Source organism: Bacillus sp. MN7755, from assembly GCF_054771475.1.
This window is the reverse complement of sequence record NZ_BTRL01000005.1, coordinates 64,281-89,016: the sequence shown is the minus strand read 5'-3', so window position 1 is coordinate 89,016 and position 24,736 is coordinate 64,281. Positions and strand designations below refer to the sequence as shown.

General features: G+C 35.9%; 25 protein-coding genes and 1 other annotated feature. Of the genes, 19 read left to right on the top strand and 6 right to left on the bottom strand.

The window, feature by feature from the left end:
* Positions 1–7: 7 nt before the first annotated feature.
* The 6 genes from ACYVEC_RS03690 (at position 8) to ACYVEC_RS03665 (ending at position 3,192) form a co-directional block, all read left to right on the top strand.
* On the top strand, positions 8–247 hold the full coding sequence (locus tag ACYVEC_RS03690) for a hypothetical protein (protein ID WP_098555136.1): 240 nt from the start codon (positions 8–10) through the stop codon (positions 245–247).
* 127 nt (positions 248–374) lie between these two features.
* A complete protein-coding gene (locus tag ACYVEC_RS03685; RefSeq protein ID WP_063221638.1) occupies positions 375–518 on the top strand; it encodes a hypothetical protein in 144 nt (47 codons plus the stop codon).
* A gap of 80 nt (positions 519–598) precedes the next feature.
* Positions 599–1,180: a TetR/AcrR family transcriptional regulator gene (locus ACYVEC_RS03680; RefSeq protein ID WP_063221639.1), complete on the top strand. Its 582-nt coding sequence runs from the start codon at positions 599–601 to the stop codon at positions 1,178–1,180.
* A 66-nt stretch (positions 1,181–1,246) separates the two neighbouring features.
* Positions 1,247–2,479 carry an MFS transporter gene (locus ACYVEC_RS03675; RefSeq protein ID WP_098555135.1) on the top strand — a complete coding sequence of 411 codons (1,233 nt, stop codon included), beginning with the start codon at positions 1,247–1,249 and terminating at the stop codon, positions 2,477–2,479.
* Between the two features lie 56 nt (positions 2,480–2,535).
* The gene (locus ACYVEC_RS03670) at positions 2,536–2,787 is read left to right on the top strand and encodes a helix-turn-helix transcriptional regulator (protein ID WP_080468319.1); all 252 of its coding nucleotides are present in this window, start codon (positions 2,536–2,538) and stop codon (positions 2,785–2,787) included.
* A gap of 12 nt (positions 2,788–2,799) precedes the next feature.
* Positions 2,800–3,192, top strand: a complete 393-nt coding sequence (locus tag ACYVEC_RS03665; protein WP_063221641.1) for a hypothetical protein — start codon at positions 2,800–2,802, stop codon at positions 3,190–3,192.
* Between the two features lie 36 nt (positions 3,193–3,228).
* On the opposite strand, the gene ACYVEC_RS03660 is transcribed toward ACYVEC_RS03665, so the two are convergent.
* Positions 3,229–4,512 (bottom strand): MFS transporter, encoded by a 1,284-nt coding sequence (locus ACYVEC_RS03660; RefSeq protein ID WP_063221642.1) that lies wholly within the window; start codon positions 4,510–4,512, stop codon positions 3,229–3,231.
* 108 nt (positions 4,513–4,620) lie between these two features.
* Positions 4,621–5,934: an alkaline phosphatase family protein gene (locus ACYVEC_RS03655; RefSeq protein WP_063221643.1), complete on the bottom strand. Its 1,314-nt coding sequence runs from the start codon at positions 5,932–5,934 to the stop codon at positions 4,621–4,623.
* A gap of 156 nt (positions 5,935–6,090) precedes the next feature.
* Between ACYVEC_RS03655 and ACYVEC_RS03650 the strand changes: the two genes are divergently transcribed.
* Positions 6,091–6,384 carry a YesK-like family protein gene (locus tag ACYVEC_RS03650; protein ID WP_063221644.1) on the top strand — a complete coding sequence of 98 codons (294 nt, stop codon included), beginning with the start codon at positions 6,091–6,093 and terminating at the stop codon, positions 6,382–6,384.
* A gap of 93 nt (positions 6,385–6,477) precedes the next feature.
* Positions 6,478–6,684 (top strand) — a binding site (T-box leader).
* Positions 6,685–6,731: 47 nt separating this feature from the next.
* Positions 6,732–8,156 (top strand): proline--tRNA ligase, encoded by a 1,425-nt coding sequence (gene proS, locus ACYVEC_RS03645; RefSeq protein WP_460505655.1) that lies wholly within the window; start codon positions 6,732–6,734, stop codon positions 8,154–8,156.
* Positions 8,157–8,271: 115 nt separating this feature from the next.
* Here the strand turns inward: proS and ACYVEC_RS03640 are convergent, their stop codons facing one another.
* Positions 8,272–9,183 carry an LPXTG cell wall anchor domain-containing protein gene (locus tag ACYVEC_RS03640; RefSeq protein ID WP_460505653.1) on the bottom strand — a complete coding sequence of 304 codons (912 nt, stop codon included), beginning with the start codon at positions 9,181–9,183 and terminating at the stop codon, positions 8,272–8,274.
* A 357-nt stretch (positions 9,184–9,540) separates the two neighbouring features.
* On the opposite strand from ACYVEC_RS03640, the gene ACYVEC_RS03635 reads away from it, so the two are divergent.
* The 7 genes from ACYVEC_RS03635 to ACYVEC_RS03605 all read left to right on the top strand — a co-directional run bounded on the left by ACYVEC_RS03635 (position 9,541) and on the right by ACYVEC_RS03605 (position 16,118).
* Positions 9,541–10,419 (top strand): ROK family protein, encoded by an 879-nt coding sequence (locus tag ACYVEC_RS03635; RefSeq protein WP_063221647.1) that lies wholly within the window; start codon positions 9,541–9,543, stop codon positions 10,417–10,419.
* A gap of 128 nt (positions 10,420–10,547) precedes the next feature.
* Positions 10,548–11,144, top strand: coding sequence for a TerD family protein (locus tag ACYVEC_RS03630; protein WP_001974780.1), 597 nt, complete (start codon positions 10,548–10,550; stop codon positions 11,142–11,144).
* A gap of 23 nt (positions 11,145–11,167) precedes the next feature.
* Positions 11,168–11,752: a TerD family protein gene (locus ACYVEC_RS03625; protein WP_000146724.1), complete on the top strand. Its 585-nt coding sequence runs from the start codon at positions 11,168–11,170 to the stop codon at positions 11,750–11,752.
* 80 nt (positions 11,753–11,832) lie between these two features.
* Positions 11,833–12,411 (top strand): TerD family protein, encoded by a 579-nt coding sequence (locus tag ACYVEC_RS03620; RefSeq protein ID WP_063221649.1) that lies wholly within the window; start codon positions 11,833–11,835, stop codon positions 12,409–12,411.
* A 73-nt stretch (positions 12,412–12,484) separates the two neighbouring features.
* Complete coding sequence (locus ACYVEC_RS03615; RefSeq protein ID WP_063221650.1) at positions 12,485–13,276, top strand: TerC family protein; 792 nt, start codon at positions 12,485–12,487, stop codon at positions 13,274–13,276.
* A 109-nt stretch (positions 13,277–13,385) separates the two neighbouring features.
* Entirely contained in the window at positions 13,386–15,017 is a 1,632-nt protein-coding gene (locus tag ACYVEC_RS03610) for a YceG family protein (RefSeq protein ID WP_063221651.1), read from the top strand.
* Between the two features lie 18 nt (positions 15,018–15,035).
* Complete coding sequence (locus ACYVEC_RS03605; protein WP_060629400.1) at positions 15,036–16,118, top strand: toxic anion resistance protein; 1,083 nt, start codon at positions 15,036–15,038, stop codon at positions 16,116–16,118.
* 60 nt (positions 16,119–16,178) lie between these two features.
* Here ACYVEC_RS03605 and ACYVEC_RS03600 read toward each other — a convergent pair whose 3' ends face one another.
* Positions 16,179–18,845: a cation-translocating P-type ATPase gene (locus ACYVEC_RS03600; RefSeq protein ID WP_063221652.1), complete on the bottom strand. Its 2,667-nt coding sequence runs from the start codon at positions 18,843–18,845 to the stop codon at positions 16,179–16,181.
* Between the two features lie 192 nt (positions 18,846–19,037).
* Complete coding sequence (locus ACYVEC_RS03595; protein ID WP_000366197.1) at positions 19,038–19,262, bottom strand: DUF1128 domain-containing protein; 225 nt, start codon at positions 19,260–19,262, stop codon at positions 19,038–19,040.
* A 174-nt stretch (positions 19,263–19,436) separates the two neighbouring features.
* On the opposite strand from ACYVEC_RS03595, the gene ACYVEC_RS03590 reads away from it, so the two are divergent.
* The 3 genes from ACYVEC_RS03590 to ACYVEC_RS03580 are packed head-to-tail and all read left to right on the top strand — an operon-like array spanning position 19,437 to position 21,337.
* Positions 19,437–19,901: a low molecular weight protein-tyrosine-phosphatase gene (locus tag ACYVEC_RS03590; protein ID WP_060629402.1), complete on the top strand. Its 465-nt coding sequence runs from the start codon at positions 19,437–19,439 to the stop codon at positions 19,899–19,901.
* A gap of 53 nt (positions 19,902–19,954) precedes the next feature.
* A complete protein-coding gene (locus tag ACYVEC_RS03585) occupies positions 19,955–20,470 on the top strand; it encodes a DUF4075 domain-containing protein (protein ID WP_063221653.1) in 516 nt (171 codons plus the stop codon).
* Positions 20,471–20,476: 6 nt separating this feature from the next.
* Positions 20,477–21,337 carry a YihY/virulence factor BrkB family protein gene (locus ACYVEC_RS03580; RefSeq protein WP_063221654.1) on the top strand — a complete coding sequence of 287 codons (861 nt, stop codon included), beginning with the start codon at positions 20,477–20,479 and terminating at the stop codon, positions 21,335–21,337.
* A gap of 184 nt (positions 21,338–21,521) precedes the next feature.
* Here ACYVEC_RS03580 and ACYVEC_RS03575 read toward each other — a convergent pair whose 3' ends face one another.
* A complete protein-coding gene (locus ACYVEC_RS03575; RefSeq protein ID WP_063221655.1) occupies positions 21,522–23,447 on the bottom strand; it encodes a heavy metal translocating P-type ATPase in 1,926 nt (641 codons plus the stop codon).
* 270 nt (positions 23,448–23,717) lie between these two features.
* On the opposite strand from ACYVEC_RS03575, the gene ACYVEC_RS03570 reads away from it, so the two are divergent.
* Complete coding sequence (locus tag ACYVEC_RS03570) at positions 23,718–24,668, top strand: DMT family transporter (RefSeq protein WP_063221656.1); 951 nt, start codon at positions 23,718–23,720, stop codon at positions 24,666–24,668.
* Positions 24,669–24,736 lie beyond the last annotated feature (68 nt).

Genomic DNA, 24,736 nt, shown 5'->3' with positions numbered 1-24,736 from the left:
GATCTATATGGAATTTATTATTTTCATACTATTATTTGTTGTAATTGGAATAATCGTAATAGCGGTTCGTTCAAACAAAAAGAAGGTAAATCTTGCGAAACAAAATAATATACACAATTCGTCTAATAGCTCATCACCATTATTTTTCTTTGCTGGATCGGATAATGATGGCGGTTCACATGATTGTGGAGGATCTTCTGGTGGAGATAGTGGAGGTAGCTGCGATGGCGGCGGTGGCGGTGATTGATGAGAATACGCCTTATATAGGCGTATTTCTTTTTTAAACAAACGTTTGATTAGTTGGCTTACATATGCATAAAAACAGTTAAACAAACGTTTGATTAAATATTTTTAATATACTAAGGGGAATGAAAATGAAGAGGGAGCCGAAAGTGAAAAACAAGGGGAAAGTAGCGTTATTTTTAATAGCTGCGGGAAGCGTATTTCTTGTTAAATTAGGATTTAAATTTGGAATAATACATATGATTCGAACTTGGTTTGAAAGTACGTTTTCTTAAATAAAGAATATAGCCTCTTGCGATAGAGGTTTTTTATTTGTTATTATTAGACTGAACGGTCGGTTTAAAGAGGTGTAAATATGAGAAGAAGCGCAGAAGAGATCAAAAAAGAAATTGCATATAAAGCAGAAAGTCTGTTTTCACAAAAAGGCTATGCAGCTACATCTATGGAAGATATTTGTGAAATTACAGAGCGGAGTAAAGGAAGCATTTATTATCACTTTAAAAGTAAAGAAGAATTATTTTTATTTGTAGTGAAGCAGTATACGTATGATTGGCTTGAGAAATGGAATGAAAAAGAGAAGTTGTATAGTACGAGTACTGAAAAACTATATGGTCTCGCGGAATATTATGTAGAGGACATACAGCAACCTATTTCTAATGCAATAGAAGAATTTTCTATGAGCCAAGTTGTAAGCAAAGAGACTTTGGATGAAATGTTAGCTTTAACTAGAGAATCATACGTTATGTTTGAGAAATTAATTGAAGCAGGCATACAGTCTGGAGAATTTCGTGAAGATAATACGCGCGATCTTATGTATATTGTGAATGGATTATTATCAGGGCTTGGAGTACTTTACTACGAGTTAGATTATAAAGAGCTGAAACGTATTTATAAAAAGGCGATAGATGTATTGTTAAAAGGAATGGCAGCTGAATAATAAGTCAGTTGCTTTTCTTACAAAATAAATTAGACCGAACGGTCGGTTTGTGAAAGGGGAATGAAAATGAACGCTTTATTTAAAAATCGAGCATTTATGCTCGTTATGGCATCTGATATTTTACAACAATTTGCAATTTGGATCAGAAATATGGCTCTTTTGTATTTCATAATGGAGAGAACGAATAATGATCCAGTTTCAGTTTCGTTGTTATCGGTTATGGAATATGCACCTATCTTTATTTTCTCGTTTATTGGTGGTGCACTAGCTGATCGCTGGAATCCGAAAAGAACGATGGTTGCTGGAGATGTGTTAAGTGTACTATCTATCATAGGTATTGTCTTGTTGTTAAAGCTAGATTATTGGCAGGCTATATTTTTTGCAACACTCATTTCCGCGATTGTAGGCCAGTTTTCTCAGCCATCATCCTCGCGTATATTTAAGCGCTACGTAAAGGAAGAACAGGTAGCGAATGCGATTGCATTTAACCAAACATTACAGTCATTATTTATGATTTTTGGACCAGTGGTAGGATCGCTTGTGTATACAAAACTTGGTTTATTTACGTCACTATATAGCTTAATCATTTTATTTTTGTTATCTGCTATCGCTCTTTCTTTTTTACCGAAATGGGTTGAACAAGAGCAAGTGGTGAGAGATTCATTGAAAAATGATATAAAAGAAGGTTGGAAATATGTTCTTCATACGAAAAATTTACGTATGATTACGATTACTTTTACTATTATGGGCTTAGCTGTTGGACTAACGAATCCATTAGAGGTGTTTCTTGTAATAGAACGCCTTGGAATGGAAAAGGAAGCAGTTCAATATTTAGCTGCAGCTGATGGAATAGGTATGTTAATTGGTGGTATTATTGCTGCAGTTTTCGCTTCAAAAGTGAATCCGAAAAAGATGTTTGTATTCGGTATGAGCATATTAGCGATGTCATTTTTAGTAGAAGGGCTATCTACATCATTTTGGATTACTAGTTTCATGAGATTTGGAACAGGTATTTGTTTAGCTTGTGTTAATATCGTTGTCGGTACGCTTATGATTCAACTTGTACCAGAAAATATGGTTGGAAGAGTAAATGGAACAATTTTACCGCTGTTTATGGGAGCTATGCTAATTGGTACTGCTTTAGCTGGAGGATTAAAGGAAATGACTTCACTAGTTATTGTATTTTGTATAGCAATGGCACTTATATTATTGGCAATAGGGCCAGTTCTACGCATGCAAATAAAGAATGAAGATGTCGTTAATAAAGAGGAACTAACAAATTCGTTAGCTTCGAAATAACTATTGTAAGGGAGCAGAATTGCTCCCTTTTTCTTTGGGGAACTTTTGACAACTATATGAGCCAATTATATACTGATGATGTAAAAACGATTTTACAGGTTAGGAGAAATGGTGTGAAAAATCAAATCCATGAATTACGCACTGAAAATAATATTTCACAAGGCGCATTAGCTGATAAATGTAAGGTTTCTAGACAGACGATAAACGCAATTGAGAATAATAAATATGATCCAAGCTTAGCGTTAGCATTCCGTTTAGCGGAAGTATTAGGAACAACTGTTGATAAACTATTTTTGTACAAGCAGTAGGGGGAGTAGTTGTTGGGGAAAGAGAAAATAAGCTTTTTCGTTACTGTATTAGTAGCTATAGGTACGTTAGTGTTTGCACTTTATTATTGGTTAACTGAACTTCAAGTAAATTGGTATGCACTATTTATTTGTAGCATCGCGTTACATTATCTATTTAAAAGTTTGGCATCATATAGCGTTGAAGGGGAAACTGAGGAAAACGAAGATTTAGAAAAACATGTATTAAAAACGAGTGCAAATGTTACGTATTATGTACTAGTTGTATTCATTTTTGGTTTGTTTTTCGCATCGGTAGGTTTTAATAAATGGATTGATTTTCATAACATACCGCTATTGTTTGCGTTATGTGCTGCGATAGTTGTAAAGCCAGCTGTTGAGTTTTTAATTGTAAGACGTTATCGATAAAAAAGATCCACTTCTCGCAAGAAGAGGATCTTTTTCTTATAGCGTTTTAGTTTTCGGATTAGGTGGTGTAACGGATGTATTATTTTCAGGGACTTTAGTTAATAGGAATCCACCGATAATAAACAATACAATAATACTAAGAACACCAGCGTTCGTTTTTCCAGTTAATTGCGTTGTAACACCGACTAATACTGGACCCATAATCGCGGCAAACTTGCCAAATATATTATAAAATCCGAAGAATTCATTTGCAGATTCTTTAGGTACTAGTTTTGCAAAATAGGAACGACTAAGCGCTTGAATACCACCTTGAGAAGTGGCAACTAACATTGCTAAAATCCAGAAATCGAGTGTTGTTTTTAAGAAATAAGCATATGTGCAGATAATGATATAAATAATAATGCCGACATATAGCATTTTTTTACCTGTAAAGGTTTCTGATAATTTTCCATATAGTAAAGCGAATGGACAAGCTACAATTTGTGTGACAAATAAGATGATTAATAGATTCGTTGCACTAATACCAAGATCTGTTCCGTAAGCGGTAGACATAGTAATAATTGTATCGACCCCATCAATATAGAAAAAGTAAGCGATTAGAAACATAAAGACCGTTTTATATTCTTTAATATTTTTAAAAGTCTCAGCAAGGCGTTTGAAGCTCATTGTAATTGGTCTTGGATGACGTTCAATATAATGTGTTTGTTCTACGTTTTTCAGCATTGGAATTGTAAATAGTCCCCACCAAAGAGCAGTTATCGCGAATGAAATTTGACTAGCAATGCCAACTGATAAAGGGATAGTTCCTTTTTGAGCAAGAATAATAAGAGCGATACAACCGATAAAAGGAATAGTACTCCCAATATAGCCTAAAGCGAAACCTCTCGTAGAAATTCGGTCCATTCTATCTTCAGTAGTGACATCTACTAAAAATGCATCATAAAAAATGTTTGCCCCAGCAAAACCGACTAATGCGAGCATATAGCATCCTAATAATAAGTACCACTGAGATGTTGGAACAACTGCTAGCATACTTGTAAATACGATGCCGAGTCCAAAGAAGAATGTGAAAAATCGCTTTTTAAATCCTTTATAATCAGCAACTGTGCCGAGAATAGGAGCAAGTATAGAAATTAAAAGTGTTGCGAATGAGTTTGCATATCCCCAATATGCTGTTGAAGTTGCACCGGATAATCCAGCTTCTTTTGCAGCTGCTTTAAAGTAAATTGGAAATAATGCGGTTGTAATGACGAGCGAATATACCGAGTTCGCCCAATCGTATAATATCCAGCTTTTTTCTTGTCTGGACATTTTTTTCATATAATGTTCCCCCTTAAATTTGTTCTACTAACAGTGTACAAAAATAAAAATTATAAAAAGAGAAACAGTGATGAATTTTACATAACTTTTACATATATACACAGTTCTTTACAATTGAAGTAAATCCTCTACAATTGATCCGTCTGTTTCACCTAAGTGTAAACCGAGTAGTCTAGCGATAGTTGGACCTTCATCAATAAGTCTCATATACGGGACGGTAACACCGCTTTTTATCCCTTTCCCAGCAGCGATAAAAATTGTTTCATAGTTAGGTTTTGTTGGAGAGTATCCATGCGTACCAAATGTATATTTTTTACTAGGCGTAACATCTTTTTCAGTAATTTCTTTTATAAAATCTCCTGTATAGTTTTCAGTGAAATAATACCCTTCTCGCGCTTCTAACATAAATAAACAGTTACCATCTGCACCGCATTCCTTCGCATCTTCATCGTGAAGTATAAATTCAATTCCGTTTTGTTTATGTTTAAGTAGTTCTTCAAGGAGTAGTTGTACTTCTCGAATTGTATCCGTATCATTTTTGTCCTTCACATATACATAGGCAGAGCCGTCACAACTTTGGCAATAGACCTTCCAGTCTATTAATTTACCTTTTTTATTTAGAGATATAAGTCCTCTTTGGTGGAATAGCACATTTAATTGGATGGATTTGTTTTCACTTAAAGCGCTATGATCACCAAGGGCGATAATTGTACTTTCTTCGTATAGGTCACTATCTTTTAATGCTTGAATAATTTTTCCTAGACGTTCATCGTGCCTATGGATGGCAGCTACTGTTTCGTTTGATTCAAATCCATAATAGTGTCTTTGGGTGTCTAAATCGGTGAAATGTACAAACATAATATTAGGCTTTTTCGTCTGGATTGTATGCACAGCAGAGGCAAGTACGAAATCATCGAGTTCAGGTTGTGATAATCCATTTCGTATATGGCCGAAACGACGATTTAAATCTAATTGATATAGCGGGCTACCGCTAAATAAGGAAACTAAAACTTGATTTTGCCACGGTCTATTTGGAAAGATTTCTGGTAAATTGTAATCAATATTTGCTTTGCCAGTAACAGGCCATAGAAGGGCAGCTGTCGTTAAATTTGCTTTACGTGCTTCATCGTATAACGTTGTTCCTTTAATGGATTTTCGGTACCAATGCCAATCTGGTGATTCGCGTCCAGGTTGAAGGAATGTATTGCTAACAACACCGTGCTTGTTAGGGTAATTACCGGTTACGATTGTTGAGTGGCTTGGATATGTTACAGAAGGATAAATTGGTTCTACTTTTTCGACAACCGTGCCATTTTTTATTAGAGATTGGAAATGAGGTAATTTTTGTAGTATAGGAAAATCTAAAGCTGATAAACAGTCGAATGATAAAATAATGACACGATTCGTTAATGCTTTATCCATAAAGTAATCCTCCTAATTATATAAAACCTATTATTATATATTACTATTAATACCTAGTAATAAAAATATATTTTTTGAATAAAATTTATATATTTATTTTCAGAAAAATTAAACATATAATTAAGTATAAGGGAATGAATGGGAGGAGGGAATACTATGGATTGGCTAGATGGATTTGGTATCTTTTACATCATTGGCGGAATTACGATTATCCTTGTATTTGCTATTTCGTATTTACTAAAGAAACGGTTTCCAGACAAGCAGTTTGATATTATATTTGCACTTAGTTTAATACTTCTTTGCTTAGCATCCTTTCCCATTACAATGATGGTTATTGGTGGATGGGAAGGAATGGGATATGGATTTATTGGTTTCTTCGTCCTACTGGGCACACTTATCGGTATGATTGCACATCAACTTTTAAAAATCTCGCGAAAAAGCTACGTATAAAACTGTAAAAAATGAAAAGAATATATAAAAATAAGAAAATTCGCTCTTGTTTTGAAGTGAAATTTATATTATGATATTCAACAAATTTATTTCGTTATAACGATGAAAAAGGACTAGTACATGTACAACCTTTTTAGCAGAGAGAGAATCCGTCAGGCTGGAAGATTCTTAAAAGGGCGATATGGAACCTACCTTTGAGTTCTGCATATGCAGCGGGAATTTCCCGTTATCAAAAAGAGAGCATGCGCAATTTTTGTGCATGAATCAGGGTGGTAACGCCGGCAAAGCTCGGTCCCTATTTAGGGACGCGGGCTTTTTTGTATTTTCTAGAAGGAGGAAGACTGACTATGGCAAAAGAACAAGTACAAGCAATTACGAAGATGGAAGAGGACTTTGCACAGTGGTACACAGATATTGTAAAAAAAGCAGAACTTGTTGATTATTCAAGTGTAAAAGGGTGTATGATTTTACGTCCATATGGTTATGCATTGTGGGAAAATATGCAAAAAGTGATGGATGAGAAGTTAAAAGCAACGGGTCATGAAAATGTGTATATGCCAATGTTTATCCCAGAGAGCTTATTGCAAAAAGAGAAGGATCATGTAGAAGGATTTGCTCCTGAAGTAGCATGGGTGACACATGGCGGGGATGAAAAATTAGCGGAAAGACTTTGTATACGCCCTACATCTGAAACTTTATTCTGTGAGCATTTTTCAAAAATTGTGCAATCCTATAATGATTTGCCAAAGTTATATAATCAGTGGTGTTCAGTAGTTCGTTGGGAGAAAACAACGCGACCATTCCTTCGTACAACGGAATTCTTATGGCAAGAGGGTCATACAATTCATGAAACAGCAGAAGAATCTCAAGCTGAAACGTTAAATATTTTAAATCTATATGCTTCTTTCTGTGAAGACTACTTAGCGATACCAGTAATTAAAGGACAAAAAACAGACAAAGAAAAGTTTGCGGGAGCAAAGGCAACTTATACGATTGAAAGTTTAATGCATGATGGAAAAGCACTTCAAACAGGAACATCTCATAACTTTGGAACGAATTTCTCAGAAGCATTTGATATTAAATTTTTAGATCGTAACGGTAAATGGCAATATGTACACCAAACATCTTGGGGCGTATCAACAAGAATGATAGGTGGACTGATTATGGTTCATAGTGATAATAATGGACTTGTAATGCCACCAAAAGTTGCTCCAGTGCAAGTTGTTATTGTACCGATTGCTCAGCATAAAGAAGGAGTTATAGCGAAAGCAACAGAGTTACAAGGACATATTCAAAAGGTTGCACGAGTAAAAATAGATGCTAGCAATAAAACGCCAGGCTGGAAATTTAATGAGTATGAAATGAAGGGCATTCCAATTCGATTAGAAGTTGGTCCTAAAGATATTGAAAAGAATCAAGTTGTACTTGTAAGAAGAGATACGAAAGAAAAAGAATTTATATCAATGGATCAATTAGAAGAACGTATTCCAGCACTACTTGAAGAAATTCATATTTCTTTATTTAATAAAGCAAAAGTATTTCGCGATGAGAATACGTATAGTGTGACGAATTTCGAAGAGATGAAAAAAGTAGCTGATGAAGGGTTTATTAAAGCAATGTGGTGCGGAGAATTAGCTTGTGAAGAGAAACTAAAAGAAGAAGTTGGAGTATCTTCTCGCTGTATGCCTTTTGAGCAAGAGCATGTAGCTGACGAATGTATTTGTTGTGGTAAAGAAGCTAAGCAAATGGTGTATTGGGGAAAAGCGTATTAATAATCTTTTGATAGAAATGATGAAAAGGACTTTGGGCTGCATAATAAAATGCAATCCAAAGTCCTTTTTAGTTTTACAATTTGTTTCATGTATTTTTTAGATGGAGGATGTGTTTTTATTTTGCGTTTTTACGGCGAATAAATAGTAGCATACCAATTAGGAATGTTGAAAGTCCCATTAAAATAGATGCAGGATAATGTGTTGCAGTATTAGGTAACTTATCGCCTTGTTTTTTCGCATTATCTTTTACATTACCACCTTGGGAACCGTTGCCACCTTGAGAACTGCTATCGCTTTTAACACGGTTACCGCCTTGAGAGCCGTTGCCACCTTGAGAACTGCTATCGCCTTTAACACGGCCGCCAGAACCATTGCCGCCAGAACCATTGCCGCCAGAACCATTGCCATCAGAACCATTGCCGCCAGAACCACTGTCACCAGAACCACTGCCATCAGAACCGTTGCCATCAGAACCGTTGCCACCAGAGCCGTTGCCACCAGAACCACTGCCACCAGAACCACTGCCACCAGAACCATTGCCGCCAGAACCGCTGCCATCAGAACCGTTGCCACCAGAACCGTTGCCACCAGAGCCATTGCCACCAGAACCACTGCCACCAGAACCGCTGCCATCAGAACCGTTGCCACCAGAACCGTTGCCGCCAGAACCACTGCCACCAGAACCGCTGCCATCAGAACCGTTGCCACCAGAACCGTTGCCACCAGAACCGTTGCCACCAGAACCATTGCCGCCAGAACCATTGCCACCAGAACCGCTGCCACCAGAGCCATTGCCGCCAGAACCGCTGCCATCAGAAGCGTTGCCATCAGAGCCACTATCGTCCTGAGAACCACCGTTTCCTGGTGGTTTATTATTATCTTTTAAGTTACCTTCTGCGAAATGATCGTTATTTTGTACAATTGCGTTTGTTGCTGGAGAGAAATTTTCTGTTGCTGCATTACCGATATTTAAACCACTAAAAAAAGATAAAGAGAGTGTTGATGCTAAAATGAAGATTTTCGTCATTGTTTTCCTCCTAAGAAATTAATATTCCATCTAAAATACATCCCTTTGTAATATTTCATAGGAAAAAGGGTTTTATGCAAAAAAAACTATATATAGAAAAAGGTGGTGTATTTCTAAAGAGAGAAAAGAGTTAGTGTAAACTCTTTACCCCGCTATTCGCCGGGCAGTAAGATCCCCACCTGAAAATTTAGCGAAAGCAAAGAAGTTAGGTGGGGGCGGGCTGTCCGTAAAAGCCCGATTGGTGAGGGCTAATAATCAGTGGGGGATGAACAAAACCCCCACTGATTAAAGTTTCACTTTATAAATAGTAGAGCAGTGAGAATTTTACATGCATTACAGTAGAGGAAGTGACAGCAGATGAAAGCATATATTGCATTTGATATTGGTGGTACACAAATTAAATATGGAATTGTTTCAGAAACAGGAACAGTACTAAAGCATAAAACAGTTCCAACAGAAATTCATTTGGGTGGGGAACAAATCATTCAAAAACTCATTCTTTTATCAAAAAAATTAATGAGTGAACATACGATTTCGGGAATTGGTATTAGTACTGCGGGAATTGTTGACGTTAATAAAGGGATTGTGACGGGAGGTGCGGATCATATTCCAGGCTATAGTACAATTCCTATTATTGATAGATTGCAAGCGATATTAAAAGTTTCTGTATCCATTGACAATGATGTGAATTGTGCAGCGTTTGGAGAAAAGTGGAACGGTATTGGAAGAGATAAAAGAAACTTTATTATGCTTACCCTTGGAACTGGGATTGGGGGAGCGATTTTTATAGATGGAGAATTGTACCGAGGACATTCATTTAGTGCTGGTGAATGGGGAAATATGTTAATAGAAGGGAAAACGTTTGAAGAGGTTGCTTCCATTTCAGGGTTAATTCATCTTGTACGAAAATATAAAGGTGAAAGTGAGTGGAATGGAAAAACGATTTTCGAATTGTATGATAAAGGGGATAGGGAAGTTACGCAAGCGGTTGAAGTTTTTTTAAAACATTTAGCTATTGGGATTAGTAATCTTGCTTATATTTTTAATCCAGAAATGATTGTTATAGGTGGCGGAATTACTGATAGAGGAAATAAGTTCTTAAAAGAAGTAAAAGAAGAGGTAGAAAAATATTTACACAAAGAGATTTATAGTAATTGTGAGATTGAGCTTGCGCAAAACGGTAATTGCGCAGGAATGATTGGTTCTATTTACCACTTCTTACATCATCATAAGTAAATTATATGAATGTTTTCATATAACTGAGAATTTATCCTTTTTATCACTAGGTAAATAATGCTACAATATAAGGGAAGAATACAATATTTTCCGCCTTGGAAAATGCTTTGTAGAAAGGAAGAAACTTCATGCCTATTATTTTAGAAAAAGGTCAAAAGATCGATTTAACGAAAGGACAACCAAAAGTAGCAAAACTACAGGTTGGCTTAGGCTGGGATCCAATTGGGCAATCAGGTGGGTTTCTGTCTTCATTATTTGGAAGTAAACCAAATGTAGATTGTGATGCATCTGTTGTTATGTTAGAAGGGGATCGTTTTGTAAACAAAAACGATTTAGTTTACTTCGGAAACAAGCTTTCTACTTGTGGTAGTATTATTCATTCAGGAGATAATTTAACAGGTGAAGGCGCTGGTGATGACGAAACAATTTTCGTAGAATTACATAAAGTTCCGAGCCGTATTAATCGTTTAGTATTCGTTGTAAATATTTATGACTGTGTAAATCGTCGTCAAGATTTCGGGATGATTCGTAATGCATATATTCGTATTCAAAACCCGCAAACTGGCGAAGAATTAGCGCGCTATAATTTATCGGATAATTATGCTGGAAAAACGACTCTAATCGCAGGTGAAATGTATCGCCACGGAAGTGAATGGAAGTTTTCAGCTGTTGGAGAAGGCACACAAGATAAAAACTTAAGTGAGATTGTATCACGTTATCAATAAAATAAACCGAGGAGGAATTGAATATGGCATCAATTTCATTGAAAAAAGGACAAAAGGTAGACTTAACAAAAACGAATCCAGGTCTTTCAAAAGTTCTTGTAGGACTTGGTTGGGATACGAATCGTTATGACGGACAAAACGATTTCGATTTAGATGTTAGTATTTTCTTAGTAGGTGCTAACGGTAAAGTTTCAGGTGCAGAGGATTTCGTTTTCTATAATAATCCTAAAGGTGCGAATGGTGCTGTAGAGCATTTAGGAGATAACCGAACTGGTGACGGTGAAGGTGATGACGAAGCGATTAAAGTAGATTTGAAAAATGTACCTGCACATATCGAACGTATTTGCTTCACAATTACAATTTATGACGGAGAAGGCCGTAGCCAAAACTTCGGACAAGTTTCTAACTCTTTCGTACGTATTTTAGATGAAGAAAAGAATGCAGAATTAATTCGTTACGATTTAGGAGAAGATTTCTCTATTGAAACAGCTGTTGTAGTAGGTGAATTATACCGTCATGCAGGTGACTGGAAGTTCAATGCAATCGGAAGTGGATTCCAAGGTGGATTAGCGTCTCTATGTAATAATTTCGGTTTAGATGTAGAGTAATAGATTGATATATCCATCGGTGAAACAGATGTTTACTGATGGATATATTTTTTAAGATTAAAATATAGAGGTGAATATAAATGGTAATTCAATTGCAAAAAGGACAGAAGATTGATTTAGGTAAGACAAGCCCTGGTTTAACAAAAGCAGTAATTGGTCTTGGTTGGGATATTAAATCTTATGACGGTGGATCAGATTTCGATTTAGATGCATCTGCCTTTTTATTAGATGCGAACGGAAAATGTACGAAGGAAACTGATTTTATCTTCTATAACAATTTACAGTCTCCTTGTGGATCTGTTCTACATACAGGGGATAACCGCACAGGTGAAGGTGAAGGCGACGATGAACAACTTGTTGTGGACTTAAAGAAAGTTCCAGCAGATGTACACAGAATTGCTATTACAGTTACAATTTATGATGGAGAAGGCCGTAATCAAAACTTTGGACAAGTCGGAAACGCATTCGTTCGTTTAGCAAATGAAGAAACAAACGAAGAAGTTCTTCGTTTTGATTTAGGGGAAGATTTCTCCATCGAAACAGCAGTTGTCTTTTGTGAATTATACCGTCATAATGGACAGTGGAAGTTTAATGCAGTAGGAAGTGGATTCCAAGGTGGTTTAGGTGCGCTTGTAAGAGCGTATGGCTTGGATGCATAAGAAGGGAAACGATATTCGTTTCCTTTTTTTGACCTTTCTATAAATCTAGCAAAGAATAGGGGATAAAGGTAAGATGAGTATTTTGCAAGGAATCCTTGATACGTATGCTCAGTTTTTCGACTTGGACATGTGGATTAAAGTGTTGCAGGATCCAGTATCTTGGGGATTAATTGGTACACTTGTTGTACTTGAAGGATTATTATCTGCTGATAACGCACTTGTATTAGCAGTAATGGTAAAACACCTTCCGGAAGAAAAACGTAAAAAAGCATTATTCTATGGACTTATTGGAGCTTATGTATTCCGATTTATTGCAATTGGAATCGGAATGTTCTTAATTAAATTATGGTGGGTAAAACTTCTTGGTGCACTTTACCTTGCTTGGTTATCAGTGAAATACTTTATTGATAAGCGTAAAGGTGCAAGTGAAGAAGAAGAAGCTCATGGTATGAATCAAAATAGTATTCTCTTTAGAATGTTCGGTGTCTTCTGGGGAACGGTTGCGATGGTCGAATTAATGGATATCGCGTTCTCTGTAGATAGCGTACTTGCTGCGTTTGGTGTATCAAATGAAGTTTGGATTCTATTATTAGGTGGAATGCTTGGTATTTTAATGATGCGTGGTATCGCTGGTGTATTCTTAAAATTGTTAGAGCGTATTCCAGAGCTTGAAACGACAGCATATATTTTAATCTTAATTATCGCATCGAAAATGCTATTGTCTCTAATTAATATTCATATTAGTCATACACTGTTCTTTATTATTTTAGTTGTAGCATTTGGAGCAACATTTATACTTCACTACATGAAGAATTCTGGACAAGCTAAAGAAGAAGTTGCGGCTACTAAAAATAATCATAAATAATTGAAATGGGTTTGCTCGTTTTGCGAGCGCCCATTTTTTATAACCAAAAATAGTTTATAATAGAAGAAGGACTTAGAAAAAACGTAAATGTTTTTGGAGGTGAACTGTTGTGTTTTCACGTTTTACACTTCAACCATATGCATTAAAAGATGAATCAGATTTAAAGCAATTTGAAACACTTTTAGAAAAACGTCCACAATATGAGCTGACAGAGAATGAGATGAAATTTAGTTATATAGCATGTCGAATCCTCGGCGTTCCTAATGATGTAGATGAATATTTTAATGACCTATTTGATTATAGTGAAGCGAAAGGAATCGAAGTTTTACACGAACAAAATTTAAACAAAGTAATCGATTCGGAAAAACTTCGTCATATTCAAGAAGTGTTCGGATTACATCAAGAAGCACCAAATGGTTTGACAGTAAATAGGTTAGTGGCACACTTATCTGGGAAACAACTTTTACCGAAAGTAGACAATCCTGATTTACAGCATTATATACATACGACGTTTATTTCAGTATTGAAATTATATGAGAAACAACATAATCAATCTTTAAAGACAGAAGGCTTTCGTCGTTTCTTAATCGACATGATTAAATTAAGCGAAAATTACGTCGCAAAGTGGTTCTCTACGATTAATTATAAGAAACAAATGCCACGTATTATTTGGTACGGTGATGCACAGGAAAGCCGTATATATTTCTTATACTTTCTTATTATGCTCGGTTGTGATGTGCTTTATTATCACCCAGAAGGAAAAGATGGATTTGAGAATGTTGATGAGGAAGGAAGAAGTTTTGTTGTGTCTCATCCAAGCCGGATTTCTCTTGAACTATTTCCAGATCGCCGTCGTGAGCGTGTTGCAACAGTAGCGTATCAAGCTTCAAAGGAAATTGAACAAGTACTTCACCACGATAATTCACTATTATACAAGCCGTGGCAATTCCGTTCATATACACCTGTAGCCCGTACATTAAAAACGACATACGATGAACTCTTTTTAATTACGAAAGAAAAGGCATTTGTGCGCCCGACATTCTTTGTTGAGAATAAACACATTTATATCCCTTCTTTATTTGCGAAAATATCAGGTGTTTCAAAGAATGATAAAGAATATTTTCAGCGATTAAAGGCTGTTACATCATTTGATAACAGTTTATTAATTAATACATTCCCGTTTACAAAAGAACAAAAAGCCAATTTCCAATATCATTATCGAGATGCATTAGACCGCGGTGGAAAATTACATCCAGATTTAATTATGAATAGCCATTGGTGGCCACATAAGCGTTTACCGGAAGGTTTACAACATGGGATTGCAGAGGCGATTATCCATACGTGTGAAAGTGAAATGTGTAAACCAATTGCGAAAGAAACGAAACAAGATGTAGCGCTATATGTTTTCGCACAACTCTCTCAAATACCACCGAATATTTTAGAACAGCTTGAGAAATTTGATTATTCACAAGATGTACCGAAAATTGTTATATTTAATAATGAGAAGAGTGGAGAATTAACTCGTTCTGATGCTGTTTTATTACTATTTTTAAATCAAATTGGAGTAGATGTATTCCATTTCAATCCAACGGGAAGAAACGATATTGAACCGTATATTGAAGCAGGGGCATTTGATTCACATTGGCTTGAAGAAGTTAATTTCGATCTTGAGTTTCATGGTTCATCAGCCTATAAAAATTTATCACAAACAATAAAAGGACTATTTCGTCCATTTTTATAAGGAAAGGGAGAATACCATATGAATAACCCAGTCGTACTAGATTCGAAAACAGAATTAAATGAGCAAACAGCACAAGATGTTCGCTTACAACTTAGACAAGATGCGGATGTACAACGTATTTATAATGCGGTAGATATTAAAGATCAGTTAGAATTAATTGAACTTGGAAAAGAACCTTCTATGGAGATTTCACGTTTTGCTGATCAAATTTTACATACAATGTCATTATCAAAAATAGAAGATTCAGGTGAATTATTAAAACAACTTGGCAAAATTATGGATAGGTTTGATAGCAAAGACTTTGCGGAAGAGAAAAGTGGTTTCTTCTCACGTATGTTCAAAAAAGCGGATAAAATGATTGAACAAATCTTTAGTAAGTATCAAACGATGGGCCGTGAAATTGATAAAGTGTATGTAGAAATTACGAAGTATCAAGATGAAATGAAAAAATCAATTGGTACGTTAGATGGTTTATATGAGCAAAACTTAAAATATTACTTAGACTTAGAAAAGTACGTAGTAGCAGGAGAAATGTTATTAGAGCGTTTAAATACAGAGTTAGTTCCGATGTATGAAGAGCGCGTACGTAATAATGATCAAATAGCAGGTATTGAATTAGAATCACTTAAAAACTCTGTTGAAATTTTAGAACAGCGTATTGATGATTTAGAAAAAGCGCGTATGGTTGCACTACTTACAGCACCACAAATTCGTATGATTCAACGTGGTAATAATAAATTAATTGGTAAAATCAATACCGCATTTATTACAACGATTCCTATCTTTAAAAATGGTATCATTCAGGCGGTAAATGCGAAGCGTCAAAAGCTTGTTGCAGATTCTATGGCTGAACTGGATCGCCGTACAAATGAATTACTTAAGAAAAATGCACAGAACATCGCAACGCAAAGTGTGGAAGTAGCGAGATTATCAGGTTCTTCTAGTATTAAAATGGAAACACTTGAGGAAACTTGGAACATTATTTCAAGAGGCATGCAAGAAACACAACAAATTGAAGAACAAAATAAACGTGAGCGTGAAGAAAGCCGCAAACGTATGGCTACATTAACAGAGAACATCAAAAAAGAATTACAAGGATAAAGTGAAACTTTAATCAGTGGGATAAATGAAAAGGCAATGAGGAATAGTCCTCATTGCCTTTTAGTTTTTCTTCACTAATTTAATGATTTCATTCACAACAAGTGGAATGATACTTAATAAAAGAACAAATCCCCAATCTCGCATCGTTAATGCATGCACACCGAATATATTTGCAAGGGGCGGGATGGAGATGATACAAACTTGCATAAGAACACCGATAAGAAGGGAGAAGACTAAATATTTATTTGTAAAGATCCCAATTGAAAAAATCGATTTCGTTCTTGAGCGCAAGTTAAATGAATGAACGAGCTGAGAAAAACTAAGAACAACAAATGCCATCGTTTGAGCATGTAATAGAGCATCTTCATCAATTCGTTCTGGGAAAAGAGGGAATAAATTTGTATCTCCAGTATAGAATTTTGCCCCGACGATAAAGGCTGCTAGCGTTAAAAGTCCAATTAGAGTGCCATTGAAAATAAGAAAAGGGACGCTACTGCTAAATAGGCTTTCTTTCGCACGGCGTGGCTTTTCTTTCATCACATCTGAATCTTCAGGATCAACGCCAAGTGATAGTGCAGGAAGTGTGTCGGTAATTAAATTGACCCACAAAATATGGATTGGGCGTAATGGTGTCGCCCAGCCAAGTAAAATTGCTAAAAATAAAGCGATAATTTCTCCAAAGTTACAAGAGAGTAGGAAGAGAATTGATTTTTTTATGTTACGATAAATATTTCTACCTTCCTCAACAGCTTTCACGATAGATGAGAAATTATCATCTGTTAACACTACATCCGCTGCTCCTTTTGCAACATCTGTTCCTGTAATGCCCATCGCTACGCCAACATCTGCTTGCTTTAAAGATGGAGCATCATTGACACCATCACCAGTCATAGAAACGATATTTCCTTTCGCACGTAAAGCTTTTACAATCTTCACTTTATGTTCTGGAGAGACTCTAGCAAAGACATTTAAATGATTAATTTTATTTGCTAATTCTGTATCTGAAATGTTATCTAAATCAGTTCCAATCATAATTTCAGATATTTCTTCAGCAATGCCAAGTTCTTTGGCAATGGCAAAGGCGGTGTCTTTATGGTCTCCAGTAATCATAACTGTGCGAATCCCGGCTTTTTTACATTCTGTAATTGAATCTTTTACTTCTATACGCGGTGGATCAATCATACCGACAAGACCAATAAAGATGAGGTTTTCTTCAAGATGCTCTGTATCCACATCGCTTGAGTTGTATTGTTTAAATGCGAATGAAAGTACTCTTAAAGCTTCTTGAGACATTGACCCGGCAGCTTCTAATATTTGATTTGTATCAGAATCAGTTAAAACCTCGATTTTGCCGTTTTTAAAAATATGGGTACAGTGAGGTAAAAGTTTATCAATGGCGCCTTTTGTCATGCTGTAGTAGCTTTCATCGTATGTATGCACTGTTGACATCATTTTACGATCTGAATCGAAAGGTACTTCGTTAACACGTTTATGTTTATTTTCTAAATCGTCTTTTTGAATGTTAAAAGAGCTTCCCGCAACAAGAAGAGCAATTTCAGTCGGATCTCCGGTTTGTGATTCGTTATTGTAAGACGCATCATTACATAGCACCATATTTTCTAACAATAGACGCTGCGCATCATTATTGACATTTAAACTTTCTAAGCGATCGTATGTGTTATCACTATAAAAGTGAGTAACGGTCATTTTATTTTGCGTTAACGTACCTGTTTTATCTGAACAAATAATTGTGACAGAACCGAGGGCTTCAACAGCTGGGAGTTTCCGAATGATAACATTTTGTTTAATCATACGTTGTACACCAATTGCAAGAACGATGGAAACGATAGCTGGCAAGCCTTCTGGGATAGCTGCAACGGCTAAACTAATAGCAGTCATAAACATTTCTAACGTATCCCGTCCCTGTAAAAAGCCGATGAGAAACATAACGATACAAATAGCTACAGCGACAAATCCTAAATATTTTCCGACTTGTGCTAAGCTTTTTTGAAGTGGTGTCATATCATCGTCTGCTTCATGTAACAGGGTAGCAATCTTACCAATTTGTGAGTTCATTCCAGTTTCAACAGCAACACCGACACCTCGTCCGTATGTAACAAGAGTAGACATAAAGGCCATATTTTTTTGATCGCCTAATGGTACTTGCTCATCACTTTGCATAGAAGGGTGGTAGATTGCATCTTTATCAACAGGGACAGACTCACCAGTTAGAGCAGATTCTTCAACCTTTAAATTTGCGGTCTCGATAAGTCGCAAATCACATGGGATATAACGTCCCGCATCTAGCATGACAATATCACCTGGAACGACTTGTTCGGATGGAATTTCTTTTAGCTCACCGTTTCGTTTTACGATGGCTTTAGGTGTTGCCATTTTTTTTAGTGCTTCTAAAGCTTGTTCTGCTTTCGATTCTTGGACGACACCGATAACAGCATTTAAAACTACGACGAGCGCAATAATACTGGCATCAGCCCATTCACCTACAAAGGCAGAAATAAGGGCAGCAATAATAAGGACATATACGAGGACATCATTAATTTGAGAAAAAATCCGCTGCCATAAAGTGCGCTTTTGTTTTGCTGTTAATTCATTTGGACCAAACTGCTTTAAGCGTTCATTTACGCTTTCGGTTGTTAAGCCATTTTGTTCATGTGTTTTAAAATCTGTTAATATTTGATCTTTCGTCTTACTGTACCAATTGCTCATAAGTAAGCACCTCCAGTAAAAACAGTTAGCAATGGTAGTGTTGCTATTATTTGTGAGTAGTATGTATGGAGAAAAAATCTAAGGTGAGGTTCTACTTCCATTGTACAGTATTTTACAGTTGGGTGAGGGAAAGAGAAGAGTTGTCATGAATTTGTTAGAAATAAAAAAAGCCTCATATAAGCGAGGCTTTTTTTACTTTTTAATTAATGTACCTAATTCTTCTGTAATAGCTTGCATTTCACTAATGCTGAATGTTTCACGTTTCATAACATGCTCATAAATGTCACGTAAGTCTTCGTACATTTCTTCATTAAAGCTAGCAGCTCTCATCGCTCCAGCATTAACCATACGTAATTTTTCTTTAATAGCTTCGACCATATATTCAACGTTTTCTTCTGACTTTACGGATAAATCCACCGAAGTGTCCCCCTTTAAAATAACATAAGGATATCTTAACATTTTTTATCATTTTCGTTAATGAATCTTTTCAATCCTATTAAATTAGTAGGGATTTCCTTTATATTTAATAATTGGTTGTTTATACTATAAGTATATATTAAGAAATGCACCAAGAAGGGAAGAAACAAAAATATGGTTCAAGTATTGTTTGTTTGTCTTGGGAACATTTGCCGTTCTCCAATGGCAGAAGCGATTTTTCGAGATCTTGTCGTAAAAGAGGGACTCGAAGAGAAAATTGTCATTGATTCTGCGGGAACTGGAGATTGGCATATTGGTCATCCGCCACATAAAGGAACACAAAAAATTTTAAAAGAAAATGCAGTCACTTTTGAAGGAATTAAAGCAAGGCAAGTAGAAAAAGAAGACTTAACAAAGTTTGATTATATTATTGCCATGGACAACAAGAATATAGCAGATTTAAAAAGTTTAGGTAAAACTGGAGGCTATATTGGTAGGCTGTCCGATTTTGTTCCAGACGGTGGCTGGACAGACGTTCCCGACCCTTACTATACAGGGAATTTCCAAGAAGTATATGACCTTGTAACAGAAGGGTGTGTAAAGCTATTAGCTTTCATTCGAAATGAACAAGGAATATGAGGAAGCTTAGAAAGAAATACTTTCTAACATAAGAAATGAAAGGGTGAAGGAATATGGCAAAGAAAAATAATATTGCTCGAAACATTGCGATTGGTGTAGCTGCAGGTGTAGCTGTATCTATGTTAAAGAAAGAAAACCGTGAAAAAGTAAAAAATACAGCAGAAAAAGCAAAAACAAAGATGATTGAAATTGGTGAAAACGCAAAAATCAAAGAAAAAGTGCAAACTGTTACAGATAAAGGACGCGAACTTGCTGATTTAAACGTAGTGAAAGCGAAAGTAGCGGAAATTAAAAAATTGACGCCGTCTGTTGTAGAAACGTTAAAAGAAACGAAAGAAATTTTTAGTAAGAAAAAAGTTGAGACAGCAGAGAAGCCAGAAACGATTGAAATTCAAGCTGTATCTCCAAAAGTAGATGAGCTGAAAGTAGAAGAAGAGCCAGTAGTTGCTGAAGATGGCGGTATGAAAGAAGCGCGTGAACTATTTATGAAAGACTCTAATGTAGAGGAAAAAAAAACTGAAGCGTACATTGAGTTGAAGCAAGATAAAGAAGAGAAGAAAAGCGTTTAAACATATATGAGAAAAATTTTAGAAAAGGTGAGAAGAAATCGTACTTATTCGTTTGGTAAAGATTTGTATGACCGGACGATGCGCGATGATGTAGCGGGCTTGGCAGCACAGCTCGCTTATTTCTTCTTGCTTGCGATTTTCCCTGGGCTTGTTTTCTTAATTACGCTTCTTGGATTTATTGACCTTCAAACAGAAAGTGTGCTCGATTTATTAGAACCGTACGTACCGGAAGATGCAATGAACTTAATTGAAGTAAACGTAGATAAAGTTGTAAATGAGCAAAATGGTGGTTTATTATCATTTGGTTTACTATCGATGCTATGGTTTGCTTCAAATGGAGTGAATGCGGTTATGAACGCTTTTAACCGTGCGTATGATGTAACAGAAACTCGCTCTTTTATTAAAACTAGAGCTTTATCTATTTTGTTTACATTAGCAATCATTTTTATGATTGTGTTTGCATTACTTGTCCCAGTATTTGGACAAGTAATTGGGGCAGAAATAATTGGCTTATCAGATACTTATTCTTATGCGTGGAGTATTACGCGTTTAGTGTCAAGTTTCTTTGTTTTGTTTGCATTATTTAGCTTTTTATATACGTTTGCGCCTGATCGAAAATTAAAGAGAAGAGAAGTTGTATCAGGGGCTTTATTTGCTACTATAGGATGGATTGTGGTATCGTACTCATTTGCTTATTATGTAGATAAGTTTGCAAATTACGCCAATACATATGGTGGTCTTGGTGGTATCATTATTTTAATGTTATGGTTTTATTTAACTGGATGGGTAATTTTACTTGGCGGCGAAATTAATGGTTTACTCCATCATTATAGGACGGGTGACAATAATTCCCGTAATGAAAAGTGAGCTCTTGTTCCATAATAATAAGGAACAGGGGGGATATTTCATGAGTAATAATAAAAAGAATCACAACAATAAAAATAACAATAAACAAAAGAGCAGTTCGCATCCAAAGCATAAAACGAGTGGTAGTGCGAACGGGCATAATAGCTACCATTAAAAAAAGCGGGTCCTTTATGAGGGACCCGTTTTATTTGTTTCCTTTTAATAAACGTAACCCGTTTAAAATGACAAGAATCGTACTTCCCTCATGCCCAATAACACCGAATGGAAGAGCTAAAAATTGCAAGAAGTTTGAACAAATCAGCATTGCAATTACAGCTAGTGAAAAGATTACGTTTTGCTTTACAATACGGTTCATTCGTTTTGATAAACGGATTGCTTGGGAAAGTCGAGATAATTCGTTTTTCATAAGTACAACGTCTGCAGTTTCTAAAGCAACGTCTGTTCCTTCACCCATTGCGACACCAATGCTAGCAGTAGCAAGTGCAGGAGCATCATTTATACCATCGCCGACCATTGCTACTGTCCCGTATTTTTCTTTTAGCTTTTTAATTGTTTCAACTTTTGTTTCTGGTAAGCATGATGCGTAATATTCCTTTATATTACTTTCGGAGGCAATTGCTTTTGCTGTTTCTTCATTATCTCCAGTAATCATAATTGCTTCGACACCAATGCTTTGTAATTCGCGAATAGCAGCTATTGTTTCTTGGCGAAGCGTGTCTTTTAAAGCGATAAGTCCAAGGATACCATCTTCATCACTAATATAAACGACAGTTTTACCTTCTTTTTCAAGTGAGGCAGAAATACCATTATGAAAAGCTTTTGTTTCTTCACCAATAAAATCAGCTTTACCTATTTTATAAGCTTTGTTTTCGAATATTCCTTTTAGTCCAAAACCAGTTACATCTTCAACGTTTTCTGGTTTTTTTAATGCAATGTCATACGTATGTTGTGCATATTTCACAATAGATTCAGCTAAAGGATGTGTAGAGTGACTTTCAATTGCTGCTGTAATAGAAAGTACTTCTTTTTCTGTTATATTTTCTCGAACATATACATCCGTTACGGTAGGTTTACCTTGTGTTAATGTCCCTGTTTTATCAAAGGCGATGGCTTTTACTGAAGCGAGGCGTTCTAAATGTATGCCACCTTTAAAGAGAATGCCGTTTCTTGCTCCGTTAGAAATTGCAGATAAAGTTGCTGGTGTAATGGCAGCAACGAGTGCACAAGGAGATGCGACTACAAGTAAGATCATTGCACGATAAAATGTTTCATTCCAGCTCCAGTCAAGTAAGAAATGAGGGACGAACATCATAAGCGCAACAACGAGTAGTACCCCTTTTACATATGTTCCTTCAAACTTTTCAATGAATAGTTGCGATGGTGATTTTTCGCTTTGGGCACTTTGGACGAGACGGATAATTTTTTGGAATAATGTTTGATCGCTCGGCTTCGTAATTTTAACTTCGATAGCACCGCGTAAATTTACAGTGCCGGCAAATACTTCATCGCCATGTTTTTTTTCATTTGGAATAGGTTCTCCAGTAATCGCTGCCTCATCGATATTTGTTTCACCGTTATGAATTGTACCGTCAGCAGGAACGCGTTCACCTGGCTTAATTAAAATAATGTCGTTAATTTGTAATCGTCCAACAGGAATACGTACTTCCGTTCCATTTGAAATACGTAATGCTTCTTCAGGTTGTAAATCAAGAAGCGCTGAAATTTCTTTTTGACTTTTACTTAATGTATAAGATTCCATTGCACCGCTTAGTGCGAAGATAAAGATTAAAATTGCGCCTTCTGCCCAGTAGCCAATGATTGCAGCACCGATAGCAGCAAAGAGCATGAGCATTTCGACATTTAACTCTTTCTCTTCAATTGTATCTTCAATACCTTCTTTCGCTTTTGCATATCCACCAACTATATAAGCAAGGATATAGCAAGTAATGCCTACATTCATTGCATCGTTCTTTGTGAATAACCAACCAGCTAAAATGAAAATACCAGATGCGATTGCAAATATAAGTTCATAATGTTTCTTTAATGTATCCCATAAAGAGGGATGAGAAATAGACTTTTGTACTTGTAATGTTTTTACTTCTGAGTTCATTACTACTCGCTCCTTCCAAATTCTTATTGAGAAAAATAATCAAAATCGAAAGCCCTATAAAACGACGAAAGCTGCCATCCATAATGGATAGCAGCATTTCTGTTGAATCTGATTTTAATAGTTATTATGTTATAATTATTCTATAGTATAGCATATGTTTTCTTTAGATGATATGTTTTTGTTTGCGTATAAACTGAAAACTTGTGTTTTCACATTTCCTTTGGTATATATGAATATTGTTCATAAAAAGATCGGAAAGGAAGACAACAAGTGAATACAGAGAAATTTTTTACCCATCCGATTGGCGTGTTTATTGCTGCGATAGTAGCGACTTTTTTATGGGGGAGCGCATTCCCTTTTATTAAATTAAGTTATGCTGAACTTGGAATTCAGCCACAAGAAGTTGGGGAGCAAATATTATTTGCTGGCTATCGTTTCTTTTTATCTGGAGTAATGCTCTTATTCTTCTTTAAAGCGTTAGGAAAAGATATGAGCTTCAAAAAAGGAACGGGGAAGCAGTTAGTACAGATTGGTTTATTTCAAACATTTCTTCAATATATATGTTTTTATATTGGAATGAGCTATAGTTCTGGTATTGAAGGAGCTATCATTTCAGGAACATCATCATTCTTTCAAATTTTACTCGCGCATTTTTTATATAAAGATGATGCTCTTAATATGAGAAAAGTAATTGGGGTTTCTATCGGCTTCTGTGGTGTCATTTTAGTAAATGTACCGAGTGATGGTAGTTTGTCATTCCATTTCGGAATCGGTAGCTTATTACTTCTTAGTGCAGCAATGTTGTATTCATATGGAAACATATTGGCGAAAGAAGGTAGTAAAACATTAGATATTGGCTATATGACGGCATACCAAATGATATTTGGTTCTATCGGGCTATTATGTATAGGGGCGCTGCAAGTTGGAGTCATGCCATTTACATTTAGTGTACATGCAATACTTATGCTTATCTATTTATCTTTCTTATCCGCAGCAGGATTTTGCATTTGGAATACAATTATGAAATACAACAAGGTTGGAAAAGTATCAATGTATATGTTCTTTATACCTGTATTTGGTGTGTTGTTATCGAGCATGATTTTAGGAGAAGCAATTCATTCGTTTGTATTATTCGGTTTAGCATGTGTAGCCGCGGGAATTATTGTGGTGAATCGGACACCAGCTAAGCAGAAAATGGAGCAAGAAAAACAAGTAGCATAGATAATAGGAAAACGATTACAATGGAAGAACAGTACTGTTCTTCTTTTTTTATATAGAAAAAGGATAAT